The sequence below is a fragment of the Glycomyces tarimensis genome, assembly GCF_054776215.1.
The window spans coordinates 1-23,379 of sequence record NZ_BAAHCB010000033.1 but is presented as its reverse complement, the minus strand read 5'-3'; the positions used below and the strand labels follow the sequence as shown (position 1 = coordinate 23,379).

Sequence of the window (23,379 nt, the reverse complement as noted above, 5' to 3'; positions counted from 1 at the left end):
CGTCTTGGACCGGTTCGGTCAGGCGGCGAGGCCGCGGAGGTAGGCGAGGTCGACGCCGCTGAGGCTCTCGAGGGTGAGGACTTCGAGCCCCGGCGGCAGGGCCACTTCACTGGGGATCGCGAGGGTGACCGCGCCGGCGGCGAGCGCGGAGCTGACGCCGGCGAAGGAGTCCTCGAGGACGATGCAGCGGGCGATGTCGACGCCGAGTTTTTCGGCGGCGGTGTGGTAGGGCTCGGGGTCGGGCTTTTTGTGTTCGACTTCGTCGCCGCAGATGGTGACGTCGAAGTTCTCCGTGCCGAGCTGCCGGAGCACCAGGTCGGTCAGTTCGCGCGGGGTGGAGGTGACCAGGGCGATGGGCAGTCCGGCGGCGCGGGATTCGAGGAGGAGTTCGCGGGCGCCGGGTTTCCAGGGGACGCCGGCGGCGAACAGTTCGCGCATGCGCCCGCGCAGCCACGCCTGGTGTTCGGGGGCGGTGTCGAGGGGCAGGCCGAGGCTCTCGAGGAGGATGACGACCGAGGCGCCCTCGTTGGTGCCGACCATGCTCTTGCGGGCGTCCTCGTCGAGGGTGCCGCCCAGCAGTACGGCGAGTTCGGCCAGCGCCACGTCCCAGCGCGGCTCGGAGTCTACGAGGGTGCCGTCCATGTCGAAGAGTACGGCTTGCGGGAAGTCATTCACGTCTTAGACGGTACGGCGGGGCTCGCCGGGGCCGGCGGTTTCGGCTCGCGGTCGCGAGGAGGCTCACAAGGGCGTCGGGTTCAGGCGAGTCCGGCGCGGTGGTGTCGGCGGCACAGGACGGTGTAGGAGTCCATGTCGCCGACTTCGACGAGGTCGCCGGAGAAGACCATGACGCCGTCGCGGACGCGGGCGTTGTGGGTGCCGCGCTCACCGCACCAGCAGTTGACTCGGACGGGGAGTTCTTCGAGGCGGTCGGCGAGTTCGATGAGGCGCTGGGTGGCGGGGAAGAGGCGTCCGAGGAAGTCGGTTTTGAGGCCGAAGGCGTAGACGTCGAGGCTGAGGCCGTCGACGGCGTCGGCGAGGTGGTTGATCTGTTTGGGGGCTTCGAGGAATTGGACTTCGTCGACGATGACGTAGGGCGGTTTGATCTCGGCGAGGTCGTCGTAGATGTCGAAGCCGGGGCTGACCTCGCGGGCGTCGTGGCTCAGGCCGATGCGGCTTGAGATGACGCCGCTACCGCTGCGGTCCATCGAGGTGTAGAGGACGCCGTGCCCGCCGAGGGAGTGGTGGTACTGGAGGGCGAGGGTGGATTTTCCGGCGTCCATGACGCCGAGGTAGGCGACGAGTTCGTGCGACATGGCCGCCATACTGCCTTGTGCGGTTATTTCGCGTTGAAGTAGCTCGCCTCCGGGTGGTGCAGCACGATCGCGTCGGTGGACTGCTCGGGGTGGAGCTGGTCGCCTTCGGAGAGTTCGACGCCGATGCGGTCGGCGCCGAGCAGTTCCACGAGGGTGGCGCGGTCGGAGAGTTCGGGGCAGGCGGGGTAGCCGAAGGAGTAGCGGCAGCCGCGGAAGTCGACGTCGAGGATGCCTTTGAGGTCGCCGGGGTCGGCGTCGGCGACGGTGCCGCCGTCGGGCAGGGCCCATTCGCGCCTGATGCGGCGGTGCCAGTATTCGGCGAGTGATTCGGTGAGCTGGACGGTGAGGCCGTGGACTTCGAGGTAGTCGCGGTAGGCGTTGGCCGCGAACAGCTCGTTGGTGTATTCGGAGACTTTGGAGCCGAGGGTGACCAGCTGCATGCCGAGCACGTCGAGCTGTTCGCCGTCTTTGGCGCGGAAGAAGTCGGCCAGGCACAGTCGACGGCCCTGGCGCTGTCTGGGGAAGGTGAAGCGGGCGCGTTCGGCGTGGCCGTTCTCGTCGAGGACGACGAGCGTGTTGCCTTCGGCGTATACCGGGAGGTATCCGTAGACGACCTTGGCTTCGAGGACGTTGTCGGTGGCGAGGCGGTCGAGCCAGTATCGCAGGCGGGGGCGGCCCTCGGTCTCGACGAGTTCTTCGTAGGAGGGGCCGTCGCCGCGGGTGGGTTTGAGTCCCCACTGGCCGAGGAAAGTGGCGCGCTCGTCGAGCATGGCGGCGTATTCGGCCTGGGCGATGCCCTTGACGACGCGGGAGCCGAAGAACGGTGGGACCGGGACGGGGGCGTCGGTGGCGACGTCCGAGCGCACCGAGGTGTCGTCGAGCGCGGGCAGGTTCTCGGCGACGAGCGTGGCCTGCCTGGCGCGTCGTTCCTGGCGTTTGGCGATCTTCTCGGCCTGGGCGGGGTCGATGACGGGGCCGCCTTCGCCGCGGCGGGCGGCCATGACGCGGTCCATGAGCGCGAGGCCTTCGAAGGCGTCGCGGGCGTAGTGGACCTCGCCGCCGTCGAACAGGCCGCGCAGGTCGTCTTCGACGTAGGCGCGGGTGAGGGCGGCGCCGCCGAGGACGACGGGCCAGCGGCTGTGGAGGCCGCGGGCCATCATCTCGGCGAGGTTGTCCTTCATGATGACGGTGGACTTGACGAGCAGGCCGCTCATGCCGATCACATCCGCCTTGTGCTCTTCGGCGGCGTCGAGGATGGCGTTGATGGGCTGCTTGATGCCGAGGTTGACGACGGTGTAGCCGTTGTTGGACAGGATGATGTCGACGAGGTTCTTGCCGATGTCGTGGACGTCGCCGCGGACGGTGGCGAGAACGATGGTGCCCTTGCCGGCGTCGTCCTCGGCCTTCTCCATGTGCGGTTCGAGGTGGGCGACGGCGGTTTTCATGACCTCGGCGGACTGGAGGACGAACGGCAGTTGCATCTGGCCGGCGCCGAAGCGGTCGCCGACGACCTTCATGCCTTCGAGGAGGTGGTCGTTGATGATGTCGAGGGCGCTCATGTCGGCGAGCGCGGCGTCGAGGTCGGCTTCGAGGCCGTCCTTCTCGCCGTCGATGATGCGGTATTGGAGGCGTTCTTCGAGGCTCATGGCGGCGAGGGCCTCGGCGCGGGCCTCTCTGGTGCCGGCGAGGCTGACGCCGTCGAACAGCTCGATGAGCTTCTGGAGCGGGTCGTAGTCCTCGGTGCGGCGGTCGTAGACCATGTCGAGAGCGACTTGCCGCTGCTCTTCGGGAATGGAGGCCATCGGCAGGATCTTGGTGGAGTGGACGATGGCGCTGCTGAGGCCGGCTTCGACGCATTCGTTGAGGAATACGGAGTTGAGTACCTGGCGGGCGGCCGGGTTGAGCCCGAAGGAGATGTTGGAGATGCCGAGGGTGAAGTTGACGCCTGGGTAGCGTCGGGCGATCTCGCGGATGGCCTCGATGGTCTCGATGCCGTCGCGGCGGGTCTCCTCCTGGCCGGTGGAGACGGGGAAGGTGAGGGCGTCGACGAAGATGTCCTCGACGCCCAGGCCCCAGGTGCCGGTGAGGTCCTCGATGAGGCGGGTGGCGACGCGGACTTTCCAGTCGCGGTCGCGGGCCTGGCCTTCCTCGTCGATGCACAGGGCGACGACGCCGGCGCCGTGTTCGGCGACGATGGGCATGACGCGCGCGTAGCGGGAGTCGGGGCCGTCGCCGTCCTCGAAGTTGACCGAGTTGATGATGCAGCGCCCGCCGAGGGCTTCGAGCCCGGCTTCGATGACGGCCGGCTCGGTGGAGTCGAGCATGATCGGGAGGGTGGAGGCGGTGGCGAAGCGGGAGGCGAGGACTCGCATGTCCTCGGCGCCGTCGCGGCCGACGTAGTCGACGCACAGGTCGAGCAGGTGGGAGCCGCCGCGGGTCTGCTCGCGGGCGATGTCGACGCAGCGGTCGTAGTCCTCGGCGAGCATGGCTTCGCGGAAGGCCTTGGAGCCGTTGGCGTTGGTGCGCTCGCCGACGTTGAGGATCGTGGCGTCCTGCTTGAAGGGGACGTGGTGGTAGGAGGAGGAGACGCCCGGCTCCCGCACGGGAGTGCGCTCGGCCGGCGCGCGGCCGTCGAGGCGTTCGCGGACGGCGCGGATGTGCTCGGGGGTGGTGCCGCAGCAGCCGCCGACGAGGCTGACGCCGTAGCGGTCGACGAATTCCTCGTGGGCGTCGGCGAGCTCGGCGGGGGTGAGCGGGTAGACCGCGCCGTTCGGTCCGAGCTGCGGGAGGCCGGCGTTGGGCATCACCGAGATCGGGACGGTGGAGTGGCGCGAGAGGTAGCGGATGTGCTCGGTCATCTCGGCCGGGCCGGTGGCGCAGTTGAGGCCGATGAGGTCGATGTTCAGAGCGGCGAGACTGGTGAGCGCGGCGCCGATCTCGGAGCCGACGAGCATGGTGCCGGTGGTCTCGACGGTGACCTGGGCGATGATCGGGACGTCGGTGCCCAGTTCGGTGTTGGCGCGTTTGGAGCCGATGACGGCGGCCTTGGCCTGGAGGAGATCCTGGCTGGTCTCGATGAGGATCGCGTCGGCGCCGCCTTCGATGAGTCCGGCCGCGCATGCCTCGTAGTGGTCGCGCAGGAGCGCGTAGGAGGCGTGGCCGAGGGTGGGCAGGCGGGTGCCCGGTCCCATGGAGCCGAGGACGAAGCGGGGCTGCTCGGGGGTGGTGTACTCGTCGCACTTGCGGCGGGCGAGCGCGGCGGCGGCGCGTCCGAGTTCGCGGGCGCGGTCGGTGATGTCGTATTCGACCAGGCCGCCGTAGTTGGCGTTGAAGCTGTTGGTCCCGATGCAGTCGGCGCCGGCGGCCAGATAGGCGTCGTGGATGCCCAGGACGATGTCGGGCCTGGTCAGGCACAGGATGTCGGAGAGGCCGTCGTGGCCGTCGTAGTCCTCGAGGGTGGGGTCGAAGGTCTGCAGCATGGTTCCCATGGCCCCGTCGGCGATCACGACGCGGCGGCTGAGGGTCTCGAGGAAGCGGTTCGGCGCAGACACGTCCCCAAGGATAATGGGGCGTGCCGCGAGATGGGAACCCGGTTTCAACTGTTGAGAGGTGTGAACTCGGACCCAGCTCGGCGGCCCTAGGATGGGGGCATGGGAGAACTCATGCTCATCGCCCTCGGTTGCTTCTTCTTGTACTGGACGATCCGCCTGGCGGTGCGCCACGCCCTCGCGGACCACGGCCGAAATGAGTCTGGCTCGGGGACGCCTCGACGGCGTAGCATCGGATCGTAATGCCTCCGCCCGGAAGGGACGCAGATGGACACCCTGGACACTCGCTCGTGGACCGAAGTGACGGATCCCGCGAAGCTGCGCGCGATCGTCGGCGAGGTCAAGCCTCGCGCCATCACCAAGGAACGCCCCAAGCTCCATCAGCGCGACCGCGATTGGCTGGCGGCCTCGCCCTACTGCGTGATCGCCACCGCCGACGCCGATGGCAACTGCGACGCCTCCCCCAAGGGCGACCCGGCCGGCATCGTCCACGTGCTGGACGACTCGATGATCGCGATCCCCGAGCGCAAGGGCAACCACCGCGTCGACGGCTACCACAACGTGCTGTCGAACCCGCACGTCGGACTGCTCTCGCTCGTGCCAGGACGCCGGGAGACCCTGCGGATCAACGGCCGCGCCCGCATCGTGTCGGACGCGCCGTTCTTCGAGGGCATGATCGTCAAGGGCCACAAGCCGGTGCTCGCTCTGGTGGTCGAGATCGACACGATCTTCTTCCACTGCGGCAAGGCGTCCATGCGCTCGGGGATCTGGAAGCCCGAGACATGGACTCCCGACGTGCTGCCTTCGCATGCCCAGATGGTCAAGGAGACCCAGCCGGTCGAGGAGAGTCTCGAACAGCTCAAGGAGTACTACGGCGACCAGTACGAGAAGCAGCTGTACTGAGCGCCGCCCATGCGCCCGATACGATCGGGCGCATGGAAGCTCTCGTCCCGCTGGTCTTCTACGCCATCGGCGTCTACATCCTCTACTGGACGATCCGCTACGCGGTGCGCCACGGGATCGCCGACGCCGACGAGCGCCGCGAGCAGGGTGCTAGGAAGCGGCCTCGGCCTTGAGCCGCTCGATCGATTCGTCGTCGCAGTCGGCCCAGAACTCCCCCACCACGTCCTCGAGCTGCTCCATCGACCCGGCGTCGAACAGTTTGTCCTGGTATTGGGTGATGTCGTAGTCGATGGTGCCCATGGTGGCCAGGTCGAGCGGCAGGATCGTCATCCCCCGGAACTCGTCGATCTCCCCGTACGAGGAGAGGATGCCCGCGCCGTAGGCCTTGAGGCCGTCGGGCTCGGTCATGACCCCGAATTCGAGGGTGAACCAGAAGACGCGCGAGACGAATTCGAGCGCGTCGTCGGAGTGGACGCGCCTGGCCGCCTTGCCGGCCGCCCGGTAGAGCGCGGCGAACCTCGGTGAGGCCAGCGCGTTCGCGTGGCCGATGACCTCGTGGACGACGTCGGGTTCGGGCGTGTAGAACGGCACCGAGTGGTGCCGGATGTACTGCGTGGCGTAGAACCTGCCCTCGGCGAGCACGCCGTAGAAGTCGCGCAGCGGCACCAGTCCGGCCGCGGGCCGATAGCTGAACCCGGTGAGCGGCTCCAGTTTCTCCGAGACCTCGGCGAGCTGCGGAATGTGGTCGGCGGGCAGCTTGAGCCGCTCGCCCCCTTCGAGGTATTCGCGTGCGGCGAGTCGTTGGTGTTTGGCCGCCAGTTCCGCACTGACCAGCCGCCAAACTTCGTGTTCGTCATCGGTGTAGGAAGCGGTCGGTACCGGTTCCCCGGGCTTCCAGTCCAATGCGAGTGCCGCGAGCGCGTTGCGCCGCTCGCGGTATTCGGCGTCGGCGAAGCCCGGGTGGTTCTCACCCAGCTCCACGACGACCGTGCCGTCGGCGTCGGTGTTGACCGGCGCGAAGTATTGTCCTTCTTCGAACATAGAGCCAGTTCATCAGGTCTGGCCCGGCCTGTCAACGCGATCGCGGCCGCCGGGTGCGGCCGCGATCGCCTCAGGCGAAGCGGAGTTTCGCGGGTGTCTCGGTCGGCGCCGTTTTGCGCAGGAATGCGCGGCGCTTGTCGGCGAAGCCGTGGCGGTCGTCGAAGAAGTCGCGGGCCATCTCGGCCAGCTCGATCGTCCGGTAGTACGACATCGGCTTCGCGTCGGCGCGGCGGCGCTCCTTGGCGGCGAACATGCGCCCGCGCGTGATCGGTTCGTTGTAGCCGACGGCGACGGCGCTCAGCCAGTGCTGGAAGGCGCCCCATTCGCGGGGTCCGACGGCCTTGATCAGGCCGATGCTGGCGGCCTCGGCGGCCGAGATCGGCAGTTTCGCGCCGAGGAGTTCGGCGGCCAGCTCCTCGCCGACGCGGCTGGCGACCGACCAGGTGTGCAGCTCGGAGCCGAAGATGCCCATGTCGTAGTACGGGTTGAGGACGACGCCGTCGCGGGCGACGGTGACGTCGGCGCACAGCGCGGCCATGACCCCGCCGGCGCCGGCGTTGGCGCTGAAGGCGGCGACGGTGAGCTGGTCGGCCGCGGCGATGGCGGTGCACAGCTCGTCGATCGCGCGGATGTTGTCCCATGCCTCGGCGGCCGGGTCGGGCGCGGCGTCGATGACGCCGAGGTGGATGCCGTTGGAGAAGGCGTGCTCGGTGCCGGTGAGGACCAGCAGGCGGGTGTCCTCGGTCAGGGCCTTCTCGACGGCGCCGGCCAGGCGGCGGCACTGCTCGGTGTACATCGCGCCGTTGTAGGACCTGACGGTCAGATAGCCGATGTCGCCCTCGCGGCGGTAGGAGGACTCGGCCATGGCCTCGGGCGCGGGCAGGTACGGCGCGTCGGCCGCGTCGATGACCATCGCGGCCGGGAGCTTGGGACCGCGCTTGGCGGTGAGCTCCGCGGCGTAGCCGACCCACAGGGTCCCGTGGCCGCAGGCGACGGCGACCGCTTCGAGGTCGCGGCCGACGACGGTGCCGGGGGTGGCCCCGTGGTTCTCGTCGACGGCGTGTGCGTCGAACAGGCACAGTGTGCGCCCGTCGAGGTCGATCGGGGCACCGGGCGCGCCGTCGGCCGCGGCGATGCGGCGGGCGAGCTCGGATGCCGCGGCCCTCCAGTCGAGTTCGAAGGCCTTGCGGCGCAACAGGGGAAGCTCAGTGGTGCCGGGGATCTCGCGGGGCGCCCGGTCGACGGGCATGGGCCGCTCGCCGGCGGCGACCATGCGGACGGTCTTGGCGACGCATTCCATGGCCGCGTCGGCGACGCGGCTGTTGTAGAGGGCGCTCTTGGTGATCGCCGCGGGAAGGTCGAACGTCGAGGTGGCCCAGACCGGTCCGGCGTCCATCTCCTCGACCGCCGACAGCGCCGTGACGCCCCAGCGGGGGCGTCCGTCGAGAATCGCATGGTCCAGTGAGGATGGTCCTCTGTCGCCGACGGGGCCGGGGTGGACGATGACGGTGGTCCACCGCTGCCACACGGCCTCGGGCACCCGGTGCTTCAGGAAGGGGCACAGGATGAGGTCGGGGTCGATCCGCTCGACGGTTCGGGTGAGCGATTCGGGCGTGTCGAAGACCGGCGCCAATTCGACGCCGACTTCATGTCCCTGCTCTCGCAGAGAGCACCAGACACGCTGGGTGAGGCCGTTGAAGGCCGACACCAGCAGCAGGATCTTCAATTGCGACTCCTCTGGCGGCGTGGGGAGTCGGCTACGCTCTGCCAAGGAGCGTACCGAGTCTCGACATTTCGCGCAATAAGCGAGAGCAGTCTATTCCGAGCAATCCTTCAATCGTGTCGCGGGCCAGCGCGGGCGCCGAAGGGTCATCCCCACCAGCGGAAAGTGTTTCAGCGGCCCAGGCGTCGACGGCGGCGAGGGCTCCGGCGGTGTCGAGATCGTCGGCCAAGCGGTTGCGCACGGCGGTGAGCATGGCGCCGGCGGGGACGGCGAGCTCGCGCGAGACGGCCTCTCTCCAGCGGCCGAGGCGCAGCTCGGCCTCGGCCAGGACCGCGGCGGACCACTGGCGGTCGGCGCGGTAGTGCCCGGCGAGCAGGCCGAGGCGCACTGCGGCGGGGTCGACGCCCTCGGCGCGGAGCTTGGAGACGAAGACGAGGTTGCCCAGGGACTTGGACATCTTCTCCCCGTCGAGGCCGATCATGCCGGTGTGGACGCAGGTGCGCGCGAAGGGGCGCTCGCCGGTGATCGACTCGGCGTGGGCGATCGACATCGCGTGGTGGGGGAAGATCAGGTCGTTGCCGCCGCCCTGGAGGTCGATGGTGGCGTCCAGGTGCTCGATGGCGATGCAGGCGCATTCGATGTGCCAGCCGGGTCGGCCCGGGCCGACCGCGGAGTCCCAGGAGGGTTCGCCGTCGCGTGGGGCGTTCCACAGGACCGGGTCGAGCGGGTCGCGCTTGCCTTCGCGGTCGGGGTCGCCGCCGCGCTCGCGGGCGTAGCGGAGCATGGTCGCGCGGTCGTAGGGCGCCTGCGCCTCGAAGCGGTGTGCTTCGGCGACGGAGTAGTAGATGTCGCCGGACTCGTGGCGATAGGCGGTTCCGGCCTCGAGCAGGCCGGCGACGGCCTTGCCGATCTGGGGAATCGATTCGATCGCGCCGATGTAGTGGCGCGGCGGGACGATCTTCAGCGCCTCCATGTCCTCGCGGTACAGCGCGGTCTCGCGCAGGCCGAGGACCTGCCAGTCGGTGCCGTCTCGCCGGGCCCGTTCGAACAGGGGCTCGTCGACGTCGGTGACGTTCTGTGCGTAGTCGACGTCGAGCCCCTGGTCGCGCCAGTACCGGGCGACCAGGTCGAAGGTGATCATCGTGGCGGCGTGGCCGAGGTGCGTGGCGTCGTAGGGCGTGATCCCGCACACGTACATGGTGGCGCGCTCGGCGGTCGGCTGGACCGTCTCGCGCGGCTCGCCGGTGGCGGTGTCGTGCAAGCGCAGGGCAGGTCCGTGGCCGGGCAGGTCGGGTACGTCGGGTGCGGTCCAAGATTCCATAGCGGCGATCGTAGTTCGATCACGGTTGCGGGGCCAGCGCTCATCCGCTGCCGCCCGAAGCGACGATGCCGGTGCTGAGCAGCAGGATGATGATCACGCCGAAGGCGATTCGGTACCAGACGAACGGCATGAAGGTGTGGTTGGTGACGAACTTCATCAGCCAGGCCACGGAGATGTAGGCGACGACGGCGGAGACGACGATGCCGGTGATGAGGGAGCCCATGGGGACCGTGCCGCCGGCCAGTTCTCCCATCTCGAGGAGGCCGGCGCCGGTGAGCGCGGGGATCCCGAGGAAGAACGAGAAGCGGGTGGCGGACTCGCGGTCGAAGTCGCGCAGGAGGCCGGCGGTCATGGTGGCGCCGGAGCGGGAGACGCCGGGGAACAGGGAGATGACCTGGACGGTGCCGACGAAGATCGCGTCCCAGACGTTGGCGTGATTCTCGTTGCGCTGGTGGGTGGCGACGCGCTCGGCGAACCACATGGCGAACGACCAGCCGATCGCGCCGATGGCGACGACCCAGAGGTTGAAGATCCGGTCGACGACGTTGGACAGCGCCAGCCCTGCGATGAGGACCGGAATGGTGCCGATGATGACGTACCAGCCGTAGCGGTAGTCGACGCCGCGCTGGTCGCGGTTGAACAGGCCGACGGCGAAGCCTTTGACGATGCGGACGATGTCCTTGGTGAAGTACACGAGGATCGCCAGGATCGCACCGCCCTGGATGACGGCGTTGAAGGCGATGACGGATCGGTCCGCGGGGTCGATGCCGAGCAGTTCGAAGAAGACGACCAGGTGGCCAGTGGAGGAGATCGGCAGGAATTCGGTGATGCCTTCCACAATGCCGAGAATGACCGCTTGCCAGATTTCCAAATCGCGTTCCCTTCAGATTTCAACGTCCGACAGCGTAGCCGCCCGGGGCTCAAGTGCCGCAGGCCTGTGGGGCCTTCACGAGGCTATTGAGCGCCGTGCGCGGTGGCTTCGGCCGCGCTGCCGAAGCTCGGGTCGTCTCGGAGGGGGAGCCGGGCGGCGATTCCTCGGCGAAACGGCCGAGGCGCGGTCCGGGGAAAGCGCGTGGTTATCCGAGCTTTACTCGATGTACCTTGTGGGGTCATGGAACGCCGACCACTTGGACGCAGCGGCATCGAGGTCTCCTCCCTCGGGCTGGGGACGATGACGTGGACCACCGACGAGGCCGGCTTGGAGGACGCCGCGGCGCAGCTGCAGACGTTCGTCGAAGCCGGCGGCACGCTCGTCGACACCGCGGACGTGTTCGGGCAGGGCGCGTCGGAGGCCGCGATCGGCCAGCTCATCGGGAAGGTGGTGGCGCGCTCGGAGATCCACATCGCCACGAAGGCCGGAGTGCGCACGGACGGCTCGGAGCGCAAGCGGGACACCTCGCGCGGGTGGCTGATGCGGTGCCTGGAGAATTCGCTGCGCCGGCTCGGCACCGAGTACATCGACCTGTGGCTGCTGCACGTCTACGACCCGGACACGCCGGTGGAGGAGACGATGTCGGCGCTGGACACGGCCGTGAACAGCGGCAAGGTGCGGTACGTCGGCCTGTCCAACCACACCGGTTGGCAGACGGCGTGGGCGAGCTCGTGGCAGTCGGCCTGGCCGGGCCGCACCCCGATCGTGGCCAGCGAGGTCGAATACTCGCTGCTGCAGCGCGGGGTCGAGCGCGAGGTGCTGCCGGCGTGCCTGGCGATGGAGCTCGGCCTGCTGGCGTGGTCGCCGCTGGGACGGGGCGTGCTGACGGGCAAGTACCGATTCGGCCGCCCCTCGGACTCGCGGGCGGCCTCGGCGCAGTGGGCGCGGTTCGCGACGACCTATCTGGACGAGCGGTCGGCGGGGATCGTGGAGGCGGTCGCCACCGCCGCCGAGGGGCTGGGGGTCAGCCCCTTGGAGGTGGCACTGGCGTGGGTGCGGGACCAGCCGGGGGTGGCCTCGGCGATCGTGGGCGCCCGCAACGCGACGCAGCTGCGGGCGTCCCTGGCGGCGGAGCAGTTGTTCCTGCCCCCTGAGATCCGCCTGGCCCTGGACGACGTCTCGGCGCCGACCGTGGGCTATCCGGAGAGCTATTGAGCCTCGCCGGAGCCCATGGAGGCGATCCACTCGTCGACGCGGCGCTCGCCCTCCTCGCGGGAGACGTCCTCGACGCGGGTCATGATCGACCAGCGGCGCCCGAACGGATCGGCGATCGAAGCGAAGCGGTCGCCGGTGAGGAACACGCTCGGCTCCTCACGGACGATCGCCCCGGCCGCGACGGCCTTGGCGTAGACGGCGTCGCAGTCCTCGACATAGAGCGCGAGGCTGGACGTGATCTGCTCGGGGTCCGGAGACGCCAGGCCCCATCGGGGGTCCGCGTCGCCCAGTTGCACGATCGAGTCGCCGATCCTGATCTCGCAGTGCATCACCTTGCCGTCGGGTCCGTCGTTGCGGGCGAGGGTCTGCGCGCCGAAGACGCGCTCGTACCACTCGACGGCCTTCGCGGCCTCGTTGACGACGATGAACGGCGTGATCGAGTGGTAGCCGTCGGGGATCGGGTCGACCTTGGTTTCGCTCATGGGACCAGTCTCGTACGTGCTGCTCCGGCCTTCTTGTAAAAAAACGACACAGGCGCGAACTACCATGCATTCCGTGAACGACCGCACCGCCAGCGACAAGGGAATCCTGCGGCCGCAGGAGGCCGCCCGGCACATCGACCTGGGACGGCACCCGGTCGAGGGCGCCCTGGCGGCGTACGTGGAGCGGTTCTGGTCGGTGCGCTGGGACCTGCCCGAGGGCGCCTCGTACGAATCGGTGGTCATCCCCCACCCGTGCGTGAACCTCAGCTTCATGCCGGGCCTCGGCGCCGAGGTCCACGGCCCCGGCACCGCCGTCTCGCGGCATCCGCTCACCGGATCGGGCCGGGTCCTGGGGGTCAAGTTCCGGCCCGGCGGCTTCGTCGCCCTCACCGGTGCCGAGTCGTCGGCCTTCGCCGACTGGACGGTCGCGGCCCGCACCGTGTTCGGGCCCGCGGTCGACCACCTCAGCACGGCCGTCGTGGGTCAGGGCGTGGAGGACGCGATACGGGCCGTCTCGGTGTTCCTCGCCGAGCGCCTGCCCGCGCGAGCCGACCCGCGCTACGAGCTGGTGCTCCGGATCGTCTCGGTGATGCTCGAGGACCGGAGCGTCACGAGGGTCGACCAGGCGGCACAGCGGTTCGCCATGTCCCCCAAGAGCCTCCAGCGGCTGTTCCAGTCCTATCTCGGGCTGGGCCCGAAGTGGCTGATCCGCCGCTACCGGATGCACGACGCGGCCGACCGGCTCGCGCAGGATCCGGCGGTGGACCTCGCCCGACTCGCCGCCGAGCTCGGCTGGTCGGATCAGGCGCACTTCACGCACGACTTCAAGGCGCTGATCGGCTCGCCCCCGGCCGAATACGCGGCGGCCTGCGCATCGGCCGGGCGCGAGCTGGTCATGGCGCGCCGGTGAGTGCCCCGGCCTCCATCTCCAGGCGCCGTCCGGCGAAGGACTCCCGCAGGCGGCGGTCGTGGCTGACCAGGATCACCGTCCCGGTGTAGGAGTCCAAAGCCTGTTGCAACTGCTCGGCGAGCACCGGTGCGAGGTGGTTGGTGGGCTCGTCGAGCAGGAGCAGATCGACCGGCCTGGTGACCAGGCGGGCGAGTTCGAGGCGGCGACGCTGTCCGACCGAGAGGGCGGCCACGGGCGTCCCGAACTGCTCGGGTTCGAGCAGGCCCAGCCGCCACAGTGCCTCGGCGTGCTCCTCGAGCGTGCCGACCCGGCCGGCGGCGAAGGCGCGCAGCACCGAGTGCCGCTCCGAGCCGGGCCCCGAGCTTTGACGCAGGTGGCCCACGACTCCGCTGCGCTCGACGGTGCCCTCGTCCGGTTCGAGTTCACCGGCGAGGACGCGCATGAGCGTGGTCTTGCCGGCGCCGTTGGGGCCGGTGATCAGGACCCGTTCGCCGTGCTCGACGACGAGCTCGGGGAGGCGGAGCCTGCCGCCGACGCGGACGCCCGCCAGCGACACGGCCGGCGCTCCGGCGTCGGCGCCGGTCGTGGCGATCCGCGAGGAGAACCGCATCGGCTCGGGCGGCGGTGGGACCGGGTCGGCGCGCAGGCGTTCGAGCTGCTGCTTCGCGATCCGGACGCGACCGGCGGCCCCGTGGCTGCGGTCGCGCATGCGGTACGTGCCGGTGCCCATGCCCGCCTTCGGCACCTTGCGCGGGATCGCGCTCATGTTGTCGGCGTTGGCCTCGACGATGCGCTCGTGACGCTCGACCTCGGCGCTCCAGCGTTCGTGCGCCTCCTCGGCCTGCTTGCGTTCGGTCGCTTTGGCGGTGAGGTAGCCGACGTAGCCGTTGCCGTAGCGGCGGGCCTTGCCGTCGGCGACCTCGAGCATGGTGGTGGTGATCGCGTCGAGGAACGCCCGGTCGTGGGTGACGGCCACGACGGTGCCCGGCCAGTGGGCGAGCTGCTGTTCGAGCCAGTGGACCCCCGCGTCATCGAGGTCGTTGGACGGCTCGTCGAGCAGGAGCAGGGCGGGCCGCGACGCGAGGGTCGCGGCCAGCGTCAGCCGCGAGCGCTCGCCGCCCGAGAGCGTGCCGAGCGGGCGGGCGCGATCGATACCGGGGAGCCCGAGGGCGTCGGCGGCACGGTCGACCCGGAGCTCGGCCTCCCAGCCTTCGCGTGCCTCGAAGCGGGCCAGCAGTTCGGCGTACTCGTCGGCGGCCTCGCCTCCCGCGGCGAGCGTGCGCTCGCATGCGCGCATGGCGGCCTCGATGGCGCGCAGGTCGGCGAGGGCGAGGTCGATCGCGTCCGCGACGGTGTGGTCGTCGGGCAGTTCGAGGCGCTGCGGCAGGTAACCGATGCCGCCCGGGAAGCGGACGGTGAGCTCGCCGTTGTCGGGCGGCTCGACCTCGGCCAGGAGCCGCAGCAGCGTGGACTTGCCGGACCCGTTGTCGCCGACGACGCCGATCTTCTCGCCCGGTTTGACGGTGAAGGAGACGCGGTCGAGGACGAGATTGTCGCCGTAGCGCTTCGTTACTTCTACAATGGATAGTTGGGTTTGTCGGAACATGGCGCCTCCAGGCAGCGGCCGGTCGCGGTCGGGGATACGAAGATGCGGCGGCGCACGCGGGCAGGCACAGCGGGAGTGCGAATGCAACGCGAGGGAAGCTGTGGCCGGTGCGCCGGGGTCGTCGCGGAGCGGTGCTCGACGCGATGCCCTTCAGGCCGCTAAACGAAGTAAAGCCACATGCCCTTGACCCTAAGCGGCGCTGGCGGGTCTTGTCCAGGGGACGGCGAAGGCCGGCGCGGTGAGGGCGCTCACCGCGCCGACGCGGATTCATCCGTTCAGCATTGGGAGAGAAAGCGGTGCATGGCGGTGACGCCGAACTGGAGGCCGTCGATCGGGACGCGCTCGTCGATGCCGTGGAACAGCGCGGTGAAGTCGAGGTCCGCGGGCAGCTTGAGCGGCGCGAAACCGAAGCAGCGGATGCCGATCGACGCGAACGCCTTCGCGTCCGTGCCGCCCGAGAGCATGTACGGAATGGTCCTGGCACCCGGGTCGGACACCCGGATGGCCTCGGCCATGGCGTCGACCAGCGGGCCGTCGAAGGAGGTCTCGATGCCGGGCTGGCGGATCTCGTAGTCGAAGTCGATGCCCTCGCCGGCCAGTTCGCGCAGCGTCGCCTCGAGCTCGTCGTTGCGGCCCGGCAGGGACCGGCAGTCGAGGACGGCCTCGGCCGAGGACGGGATGACGTTCGTCTTGTAGCCGGCGTTCAAGCGGGTCGGGTTGGCGGTGTTGCGCAGCGTCGCGCCGATCAGGCGGGCGACGGGTCCGAGCTTCGCGACCGTCTCCTCGGGCTTGTCCGGGTCGAACTCGACACCGGTCAGCTCCGATACCGATTCGAGGAACTGGCGGACGGTCGGGGTCATCTCGATCGGGAACTGGTGCTGCCCGATGTTGGCGACGGCGCGGCTCAGGCGCGTGACGGCGTTGTCGTCGTGGAGCATCGAGCCGTGCCCGGGGCGCCCGGCGGCGCGCAGGCGCAGCCAGTCGAGGCCCTTCTCGGCGGTCTGGACGACATAGACGCGCAGGTCGTTCGAGAGGGTCATGGAGAAACCGCCGACCTCGCCGACCGCCTCGGTGACGCCCTCGAAGACCTCGGGGTGCTGCTCCACCATGAACCGGGCACCGAAGTCGGAGCCGGCCTCCTCGTCGGCGGTGAACAGCAGCACCAGGTCGCGCGGCGGGACCTTGCCGGAATGCCTCCAGGAGCGGACGACGGCCAGCAGCATCGCGTCGAAGTCCTTCATGTCGACCGCGCCGCGGCCCCACAGGTAGCCGTCGGCGATCTCGCCGCTGAACGGATCGACGCTCCACTCGGCGGCCTCGGCGGGGACGACGTCGAGGTGGCCGTGGAGGAGCAGCGCGCCGCGATCCGGATCGGCCCCGGGATATCGGGCGGCCACGGAGGCGCGGCCGGGCGCCGACTCGTAGATCTTGGGCTCGAGGCCGACTTCGGCGAGTTTCTCGGCCACGTATTCGGCGGCGGCGCGCTCCCCTTTTGAGGTGGCGTGGTCGCCGGTATTGGTGGTGTCGATGCGGATGAGGTCGCGGGCGATCTCGACGACCTCGTCAGCGGGGCGGGGCGGGTTTGCGGTTGCTGCCATCGTTGATTTCTATCAAGGCGCGGGCGGGCGGCTCACGCCGCAGGGCTCGCCGCTGTCGGTGGCTTCACTCTGCGGGCCCGTCTCAGCCGGCGGCGCTTGTCGGAGATCGGGCCGGCCAGGCGAGGCGCCATCGGGCCGATCGCGGCCAGGATGAGGACGTAGGCGGCGGTCATGGAACCCAGTTGGGAATCGAGGCCCGCCGCGACGCCGAGACCGGCGATGACGATGGAGAACTCCCCGCGTGGCAGGAGCACGAGACCGGCGCGCAATCGGCCGGTGAACGCCGATCCGGCGCTTCTGGCGGCCCACCATCCGGTGGCGAACTTCGTGCCGATGGTGACGACCGCCAGCAGGATCGCGATCAACAGCACCGGTGGCAGATCCTGGGGGTTGGTCTGGAGCCCGAAGTTGACGAAGAAGATCGCCGCGAACAGGTTCTTCAGCGGCGCGAGTGTGCGTTCGGCCTGATGGGAGACATCGCCGGAGAGGGCGATGCCGACGAAGAAGGCGCCGACGGCGGCCGAGACGTGGACCTGCTCGGCGAGCCCGGCGACGATCAGGATCAGGCCGAGGACCTTGAGCATGAGGATCTCATCGCTCGGCGAGGAGAGGAAGCGCGAGAGCGCGGTGCCGCCGCGGGAGGCGATGAAGAAGGCGCCGGCGACCGCGAGCAGGGCCATCGCCAGGCCCCAGGCCGCCTGCGTGAAGGCGAGTCCGGCCAGGATGGTGGTGACGATGGGCAGGTAGATCGCCATGACGAGGTCCTCGGCGACCAGCAGCGAGAGCACGGTCGGCGTCTCGCGGTTGCCGAGCCAGCCCAGGTCGGACAGGACCTTGGCGATGATCCCCGAGGACGAGATGTAGGTGACCCCGCCGAAGACGACGGCGGCGAGCGGGCCCCATCCGAGCAGGAGCGCGCACGCCACGCCGGGGGCGGCGTTGAGGACCAGGTCGACGAGCGCGGAGACCCATGAGGTGCGCATGGTGCCGAGCAGCTCGCGCGGCGTGTACTCGAGTCCGAGCGTGAACAGCAGCAGGACGATGCCGATCTCGGCGCCGATGTCGAGGAAGTTCGCGATGTCTCCGAGGTCGTGGATGCCGCCGTCGCCGAAGGCGAGGCCGGCCAGGAGGTACAGGGGGATGGCGGAGATCGCGAACTTCCCGGCGATGGCGCCCAAAAGGCCGAGGGCGCCGATCAGCAGACCGAGTTGCAGGAAAACTTCGACCAGATGGTCCATGGCCTACTCGAGCCCGCGCAGGATGCGGTCGACCTTCTCCACGGCCTCCTCGGTTCCAATGGTGACGAGCCTGTCGCCGACGTGCAGTTTCGTGGAGGGCGCGGGACCGGTCTCGACGCTGTCGTCGCGGACGATGGCGACGATCGAGGCGCCGGTGCGGGTGCGGGCCCGGGTGTCGCCGAGGGGGCGCTCGGCGTAGGGACTGGTGGCGTCGACCAGGAGCTTGCGCGAGACGAGGTTCTCGATCTCGTGATGCAGCTTGTTGAGCTTCTCGATGATGCGGGCACCGCCGAGCAGTTCGCCGATGGACGCCGATTCGTCGGCGTCCATGACCACGCATTCGAGGGCGGAGTCGGGGTCGTCCGGGTCGTAGAGGATGAAGTCGCGGCGGCCCTCGCGGTGGGCGACGATCCCCAGATGCACCCCCCGCTTGGTCTCGAACTCGAACCGGACGCCGATCCCGGGCAATTCGGTGCGTTCCACGTCCACGGTCGGTCATCTCCTTCAGGGTTGCGTACGCATGGAACGGTAGCGCAAGGGCGATGGGACGGCCGGTCAGGCTCGGCCGAGCAGTGCTTCGCGGCGTCGGGGGAGGCGATCCCGGCGCTCCACCTCCGCCGGGATCGCGGTCGGCGCGGGCGGCTTGTTCCCGCCGACGATGGATAAGACGCGGTGCGGCCGCCGTCAGGTTGCCTCACCGGCCGCCTGGAGGGGTGCGGGCGGCGTGTGAGCGGTCGGTGAGCGGCACGCGGAGTCTTCGGGTCATGGACTACGCATGCGAAGCCGAAGGCGTGGTCAAGCGGTTCGGGAAGACCACGGCGCTCGGACCAGGAGGGCGCGGAGCGGGGCGCCTCCGACGGGGACGCGACGTCATCGAGGTCAGTCCGCCGATCACGCCGGTGATCCTCTCCGAAGCGCACTGGGCAGCGCGGGCGGCCGACTCGATAGCCGCCGAGCTGCAAGCCGATTCGGTGCACGCGGTCGTCGGCCACGGCCACGCCGCCGGCTGCGCGGGGGACGTCCAAGGCCGGCGGCGGCATCCCGATGCTTATGCGAGGCTGATAACGATCGACGTTGTCACTCGACGCGGCGGAACGCCGTCCGCAGCATTCGCTCGGCGGCGGCGCGGTGGCCGTTGGAGGCGAGGAGTCCCGCGGGAGCGAGGACGTAGTCGGCGTCGATGACGACCATCGCGGCCTTCGGTGGACGGAAGCCTCCGGCCGTGTGCTCGCAGACCGCCTCGCGCAGCCAGCGCGCGGCCGCCTCGGGCTCGCGTCGCAGGACGCCGCCCGAGCCGATCACCAGCTTCACCGCGGCGAGGTCCTTGCCGCCGCGCAGCGGCTCGGTCGGGCCGCCGATGCGTTCGCCTCTGGCGTGGCGGCCCACGGCGACGCGGGCCGCGAGCGCGCTCAGTTCGGCGTCGGCGCTGCGTTCGGTCGCGGTTCGGACCTGGAAGTCAGGGTGGCCCGCGCGGTGCCGGGCGGTGTCGCGGAGGACGGGGCTCGGGTCCAGGTCGTCCTTGTCGGCGGCCTCGATGATGCCGGTGGCGGTGTGGCGCACGCCGAGGTCGCCTTCGACGGTGCGCGAACGCCATGCGGTTCCGGCGACTTCGGCGCGCGGACCGCTCAGCTCGGCGTCGGGGGTGAGCACCGAGTAGACGTCGGTGGTGGCGCCGCCGACGTCGATCGCGAGCAGCTCCTCTCCGGTGAGGTCGGCGAGGAGCTCGATGCCGCTCAGGACGGCGTCGGGCGTCGCGGCCTTGACAAGGCCGGTGAAGTCGGCGCGGGCCGAGAGGTGCTTGCCGGCGATCACGTGACGCAGGAAGGCCTCACGCAGCGCGGTTCGCGCGGGGACGGGGTTGAGGGTGCCGATGCGCGGCAGGACGTTGTCCACGCAGGTGACCGCGAATCCGGCGGCGGTCAGGAGGGTGTCGACGTCGCCGGCTGCGGCCGTGTTGCCGGCGAAGACGACCGGCGCGCGCGTCTTCGAGGCCGCCAGCGCCTCGGCGTGGTCGCGCAGCGCCGTCTGGTCACCGCCGTCCGTGCCTCCGGCCAGGAGGAGCACGTCGGGGCGGGCTTCGGCGAGGGCGTTCCAGTCGCCGTCGGTCACGGTGCCGGCGCAGACGTGGACCACTCGCGCTCCGGCCGAGAGTCCGGCCCGGTAGGCGGCTCTGGCCGTCACGAGCGGCTCGTTGCCGATGACGCCGAGCCTCAGACCTCCCCCCGCGGAGGAGCACACGAGCGTGTCGATCACGTTCGCGCCGTCGGGGACGGCCGCTTCGGCCGCGCGTTCGAGGCCGTCCATCACGTCGGTCGCGAGGGTGGTCGGGTGCGAGGCGCTGCCGGTCAGGGCCCCGGTGTCGGCCTCGACGGCGGCGGCCTTGGTGTAGGTGGAGCCGACGTCGACGCATACGACGGTGCGGGTCATGGCACCACGACGGTGCCGGTCGCGGTGGCGGCCACGATGGGCTCGTCGAGCACGGTCGCCGCCGATGCGCTCGTGTCCGGGGCGGCGCGGCAGACCACCTTCAGGACGAATTGGATGGTGCGGCTGCGGTTGCCGGTCCGGGTGACCGCTCCGATGGCCTCGACGACGTCGCCGGCCCGGATCGGGGCCTTGAACTGGACGTCCGAGTAGGACGCGAAGAGGCCTTCGTCGCCGTCGGTGCGGACGCAGATCTCGGTGGCGACGTCGCCGAACATGCCGAGCGCGTACGCGCCGTCCACGAGGTCGCCGCCGTAGTGGGCGTGGCTGTAGGGCACGTAGCGGCGGTGGGTGACGGTGAGGCCGTCGTGGCTGGTCATACGGTGACCTCGCTTCCTGTGGCGACGAGACGGTGGACGAGGTAGGAGGCGACGTCGCCGGGCGTGGTGCCCCGGGAGAAGACGCGGTCGACGCCGAGTTCGGCGGCGGCGCGCTCGTCGAAGCGGGGACCGCCGACGACGAGGAGCGGGCGCTTGCCGGGCGGGAGCGCCTCGCGGAAGGCGGCGGCCATCTCGCGGGTGTTGTGCAGGTGGGCGTCCTTCTGGGTGACGACCTGGCTGACGAGGACCGCGTCGGCGGCCTCGTCGATCGCGCGGTTGACCAGGTCGGGCACGGCTATCTGCGCGCCGAGGTTGACCACGCGCAGTTCGCGGTAGTACTCCAGGCCCTTCTCCCCCGCGACGCCCTTGATGTTGAGGATGGCGTCGATGCCGACGGTGTGGGCGTCGGTGCCGATGCAGGCGCCGACGACGCAGAGTTTGCGGCCGAGCCGCCCCTTGACGAGCTCGTTGATCTCCTTGGGGCTCAGCAGCGGGTAGTCGCGTTCGACCACTTCGACCTCGTCGAGGTTGACCAGGTGCCTGGCGGATCCGTAGACGACGAAGAAGGTGTGTTCCGCGCCGATCGCCTTGGAGTGGACGACCATCGCGTTGTCGAGGCCCATCTTGGCGGCGAGCTGCGCGGCGGCGCCCTCGGCGCGCTTGTCGTGCGCGACCGGCAGGGTGAACGAGACCTGCACCATGCCGTCGCCGCTGGTGTCGCCGTAGGGGCGGACGATCCTGGTCATCGGGCCTCCTCGTCCGCGGCGAAGCTGACGGGCCGTGGATCTGCGCTGCCGGGTTCGAGCGCCTCGCCGGCGGGGTTGAAGTAGTCGTCGGCCCGTTCGGCCACGCCCTCGAGGCCGCGGCCGCCGTCGGCCGGGCGCTTCATGATGCCGAAGGTGCCGTCGGCGATCGCGTTGAGCAGCCCGTCGTCTCGGATCCGATCCAGTAGCTCGACGGCCTCGCCGAGGACCTGGTCGGCGCGGCGGGCGATGAAGCCGTCGGCGGGCGGGTGGAAGTCCTCGGCGAGCCCGGAGCAGGCGCCGAGGACGTAGCGCACGTTCTGCAGGGCGATGTCGCGGTCGGACAGCCAGGGGGTGACGACCGCTTCGGTCATCATGCCGACCAGCAGGATCGACTGGCCGGTCATGACCCCGGCGAGATTGAAGAAGCCGTCGAGCAGGTTGCCGCGGAAGACGTCGCCGGTCATGTGCTTGGTCGGCGGCATCCATTTGAGCGGGGCGTCGGGGAAGAGCTGCCGCGCGAGCAGCGCGTGCGCGAGTTCGAGCCGGAACGACTCGGGCAGGTCGGGGTTGATCTCGAAGGCGTGCCCGAGGCCGAGCAGCTCGTCGGGCAGGCCCGCCTCGTGCGCGAAGTACTCGTTGAGCAGCTGGGAGACGGTGACGGTGTGGGCGGCCTCGACGGCGTCGGCGGTGGTGAGGTAGTTGTCCTCGCCGGTGTTGATGATGATGCCGGCCCTGCTGTGGATCTGGCGGCTGAAGCGCTGGTCGACGAAGGTGCGGATCGGGTTGATGTCGCGGAACAGGATGCCGTACATGCAGTCGTTGAGCATCATGTCGAGGCGGTTCATGCCGGCGAGCGCGGCGATTTCGGGCATGCACAGGCCCGAGGCGTAGTTGCACAGCCGCACGTACCGGCCGGTCTCGCGGGAGGTCTCGTCGAGCGCGGCTCGCATGAGCCGGAAGTTCTCGCCGGTGGCGTAGGTCCCGGCGAAGCCTTCGCGGGTGGCGCCCTCGGGGACGTAGTCGAGCAGGGACTGGCCGGTGGAGCGGATGACGGCGATGATGTCGGCACCGGCTTTGGCGGCGGCCTGGGCCTGCGGGATGTCCTCGTAGATGTCGCCGGTGGCGACGATGAGGTAGATCCATGGCCGCTGCGGCGGGTCGCCGATCTCGGCGACCATCCGGTCGCGGGTGCGGCGCTGGGCGTCGATGCGGTCGAGGCCGCCGCCGACGGCGGCGCGGGCGGCCTCACGGGCGGCGGTGCGGGCTTTGCCGGTGGGCAGTTCGAAGGTGACGCCGCCGGCGGCGCCGGCGTGGGCGAGGCGGGTGAGGTCGGGGTGGTCGCCTTGGGCGAGGGCGTGGAAGACGGGATCGGCGATGCCGTGCTCGAGCCCGAGCTGGTCGGCGACGGCGTCGACGAGGCGGTTGACCCAGGGGATGCCGTCGGGGTCGGCGCCGGTGAGTCCGGCGAGGCGGAGGGTGGCGCGCTCGACGGAGACGGTGGTGTGGCTGCGGGCCATGTCGACGACGGGCCGTCCGGCCTGGGCGGCGAGGCGGCGGGCGCGCGTGACCAGTTCCGGGTCGAGCGGCAGGAGTGGTTTCGCGGTCATCTCAGCGCTCCTCCCCGATGCGGGCGCCGAAGAGGTCTTGCAGGGTGGGGTTGGCCGCGACCAGGTGGAGGGCGTAGTCGGCGTGCCCGGGGACGTAGCCGTTGCCGATGAGCATCTCGACGTCGGCGGCGAGGCCCTCGGCACCGAGCGCGGCGGCGGGGAACGAGGTGGCCATGGAGAAGAACACGACGGTGCCGCCGGTGGCGGTGGCGAGGATGGCGCCGTGCTCGCAGCCGGGGACGTCGACGCAGACGACGGTGACGTCGGCGCCGCGTCCGTCGAGGGTTTCGGTGACGGCCTCGGCGAGGGCGCGCGGGTCGGTGGCGTCGGCGACGGCGACGCGGTCGGCGAGGCCGGCCTCGCGCAGGCGGCCGGCTTCGTCCTCGTCGCGGACGACGCCGAGTACGGTGGCGGCGCGGGCGCCGCGCGCGGCGGCCAGGGACAGTGAGCCGG

20 protein-coding genes and 1 pseudogene are annotated in these 23,379 nt (G+C 70.2%); 4 read left to right on the top strand and 17 right to left on the bottom strand.

Annotation, left to right across the window (positions count from 1 at the left end):
- Positions 1-18 precede the first annotated feature (18 nt).
- The 3 genes from ACYVK3_RS20655 to metH form a co-directional block, all read right to left on the bottom strand.
- Complete coding sequence (locus ACYVK3_RS20655; RefSeq protein ID WP_460499236.1) at positions 19-675, bottom strand: HAD family hydrolase; 657 nt, start codon at positions 673-675, stop codon at positions 19-21.
- 80 nt (positions 676-755) lie between these two features.
- Entirely contained in the window at positions 756-1,313 is a 558-nt protein-coding gene (locus ACYVK3_RS20650; RefSeq protein WP_460499235.1) for a thymidine kinase, read from the bottom strand.
- 23 nt (positions 1,314-1,336) lie between these two features.
- Entirely contained in the window at positions 1,337-4,864 is a 3,528-nt protein-coding gene (metH, locus tag ACYVK3_RS20645) for a methionine synthase (protein ID WP_460499234.1), read from the bottom strand.
- Between the two features lie 264 nt (positions 4,865-5,128).
- On the opposite strand from metH, the gene ACYVK3_RS20640 reads away from it, so the two are divergent.
- The gene (locus tag ACYVK3_RS20640; protein ID WP_460499233.1) at positions 5,129-5,764 is read left to right on the top strand and encodes a pyridoxamine 5'-phosphate oxidase family protein; all 636 of its coding nucleotides are present in this window, start codon (positions 5,129-5,131) and stop codon (positions 5,762-5,764) included.
- 32 nt (positions 5,765-5,796) lie between these two features.
- Positions 5,797-5,937, top strand: coding sequence for a hypothetical protein (locus ACYVK3_RS20635; protein ID WP_460499232.1), 141 nt, complete (start codon positions 5,797-5,799; stop codon positions 5,935-5,937).
- Here ACYVK3_RS20635 and ACYVK3_RS20630 read toward each other — a convergent pair.
- The 4 genes from ACYVK3_RS20630 to ACYVK3_RS20615 form a co-directional block, all read right to left on the bottom strand.
- Positions 5,915-6,805, bottom strand: coding sequence for a phenylalanine 4-monooxygenase (locus tag ACYVK3_RS20630; protein WP_460499231.1), 891 nt, complete (start codon positions 6,803-6,805; stop codon positions 5,915-5,917). The genes ACYVK3_RS20635 and ACYVK3_RS20630 overlap by 23 nt on opposite strands.
- A 70-nt stretch (positions 6,806-6,875) precedes the next feature.
- Entirely contained in the window at positions 6,876-8,531 is a 1,656-nt protein-coding gene (locus ACYVK3_RS20625; RefSeq protein WP_460499230.1) for an enoyl-CoA hydratase-related protein, read from the bottom strand.
- A gap of 31 nt (positions 8,532-8,562) precedes the next feature.
- Positions 8,563-9,849 carry a cysteine--1-D-myo-inosityl 2-amino-2-deoxy-alpha-D-glucopyranoside ligase gene (gene mshC / locus ACYVK3_RS20620; protein WP_460499229.1) on the bottom strand — a complete coding sequence of 429 codons (1,287 nt, stop codon included), beginning with the start codon at positions 9,847-9,849 and terminating at the stop codon, positions 8,563-8,565.
- 40 nt (positions 9,850-9,889) lie between these two features.
- The gene (locus ACYVK3_RS20615) at positions 9,890-10,720 is read right to left on the bottom strand and encodes an undecaprenyl-diphosphate phosphatase (protein ID WP_460499228.1); all 831 of its coding nucleotides are present in this window, start codon (positions 10,718-10,720) and stop codon (positions 9,890-9,892) included.
- A gap of 240 nt (positions 10,721-10,960) precedes the next feature.
- On the opposite strand from ACYVK3_RS20615, the gene ACYVK3_RS20610 reads away from it, so the two are divergent.
- A complete protein-coding gene (locus ACYVK3_RS20610; protein ID WP_460499227.1) occupies positions 10,961-11,935 on the top strand; it encodes an aldo/keto reductase in 975 nt (324 codons plus the stop codon).
- On the opposite strand, the gene ACYVK3_RS20605 is transcribed toward ACYVK3_RS20610, so the two are convergent.
- Positions 11,929-12,417 carry a VOC family protein gene (locus tag ACYVK3_RS20605; RefSeq protein WP_460499226.1) on the bottom strand — a complete coding sequence of 163 codons (489 nt, stop codon included), beginning with the start codon at positions 12,415-12,417 and terminating at the stop codon, positions 11,929-11,931. The genes ACYVK3_RS20610 and ACYVK3_RS20605 overlap by 7 nt on opposite strands.
- Before the next feature lie 73 nt (positions 12,418-12,490).
- Here ACYVK3_RS20605 and ACYVK3_RS20600 point away from each other — a divergent pair, with 73 nt between their 5' ends.
- On the top strand, positions 12,491-13,327 hold the full coding sequence (locus ACYVK3_RS20600; RefSeq protein ID WP_460499225.1) for an AraC family transcriptional regulator: 837 nt from the start codon (positions 12,491-12,493) through the stop codon (positions 13,325-13,327).
- Here the strand turns inward: ACYVK3_RS20600 and abc-f are convergent.
- From abc-f to ACYVK3_RS20555, 9 genes and pseudogenes are all read right to left on the bottom strand, one after another.
- A complete protein-coding gene (gene abc-f / locus ACYVK3_RS20595; RefSeq protein WP_460499224.1) occupies positions 13,311-14,933 on the bottom strand; it encodes an ABC-F family ATP-binding cassette domain-containing protein in 1,623 nt (540 codons plus the stop codon). The two genes, ACYVK3_RS20600 and abc-f, sit on opposite strands and share 17 nt — an antisense overlap.
- A gap of 275 nt (positions 14,934-15,208) precedes the next feature.
- Positions 15,209-16,531, bottom strand: a complete 1,323-nt coding sequence (locus ACYVK3_RS20590; protein ID WP_460499223.1) for a M20/M25/M40 family metallo-hydrolase — start codon at positions 16,529-16,531, stop codon at positions 15,209-15,211.
- 32 nt (positions 16,532-16,563) lie between these two features.
- Positions 16,564-17,769: a cation:proton antiporter gene (locus ACYVK3_RS20585; protein WP_460499222.1), complete on the bottom strand. Its 1,206-nt coding sequence runs from the start codon at positions 17,767-17,769 to the stop codon at positions 16,564-16,566.
- A gap of 3 nt (positions 17,770-17,772) precedes the next feature.
- Positions 17,773-18,258 carry a cation:proton antiporter regulatory subunit gene (locus ACYVK3_RS20580; protein WP_460499221.1) on the bottom strand — a complete coding sequence of 162 codons (486 nt, stop codon included), beginning with the start codon at positions 18,256-18,258 and terminating at the stop codon, positions 17,773-17,775.
- 588 nt (positions 18,259-18,846) lie between these two features.
- Entirely contained in the window at positions 18,847-20,196 is a 1,350-nt protein-coding gene (locus tag ACYVK3_RS20575) for a glutamate mutase L (protein WP_460499220.1), read from the bottom strand.
- On the bottom strand, positions 20,193-20,573 hold the full coding sequence (gene kal / locus ACYVK3_RS20570) for a 3-aminobutyryl-CoA ammonia lyase (RefSeq protein WP_460499219.1): 381 nt from the start codon (positions 20,571-20,573) through the stop codon (positions 20,193-20,195). Before kal ends, ACYVK3_RS20575 begins: the two co-directional genes overlap by 4 nt.
- The gene (gene kamE, locus ACYVK3_RS20565) at positions 20,570-21,319 is read right to left on the bottom strand and encodes a lysine 5,6-aminomutase subunit beta (RefSeq protein ID WP_460499218.1); all 750 of its coding nucleotides are present in this window, start codon (positions 21,317-21,319) and stop codon (positions 20,570-20,572) included. The genes kal and kamE overlap by 4 nt, the downstream gene beginning before the upstream one ends.
- Complete coding sequence (gene kamD / locus ACYVK3_RS20560; RefSeq protein WP_460499217.1) at positions 21,316-22,926, bottom strand: lysine 5,6-aminomutase subunit alpha; 1,611 nt, start codon at positions 22,924-22,926, stop codon at positions 21,316-21,318. The genes kamE and kamD overlap by 4 nt, the downstream gene beginning before the upstream one ends.
- A 1-nt stretch (position 22,927) precedes the next feature.
- Positions 22,928-23,379 (bottom strand): annotated as a pseudogene (locus tag ACYVK3_RS20555) (L-erythro-3,5-diaminohexanoate dehydrogenase); the annotation flags it as partial.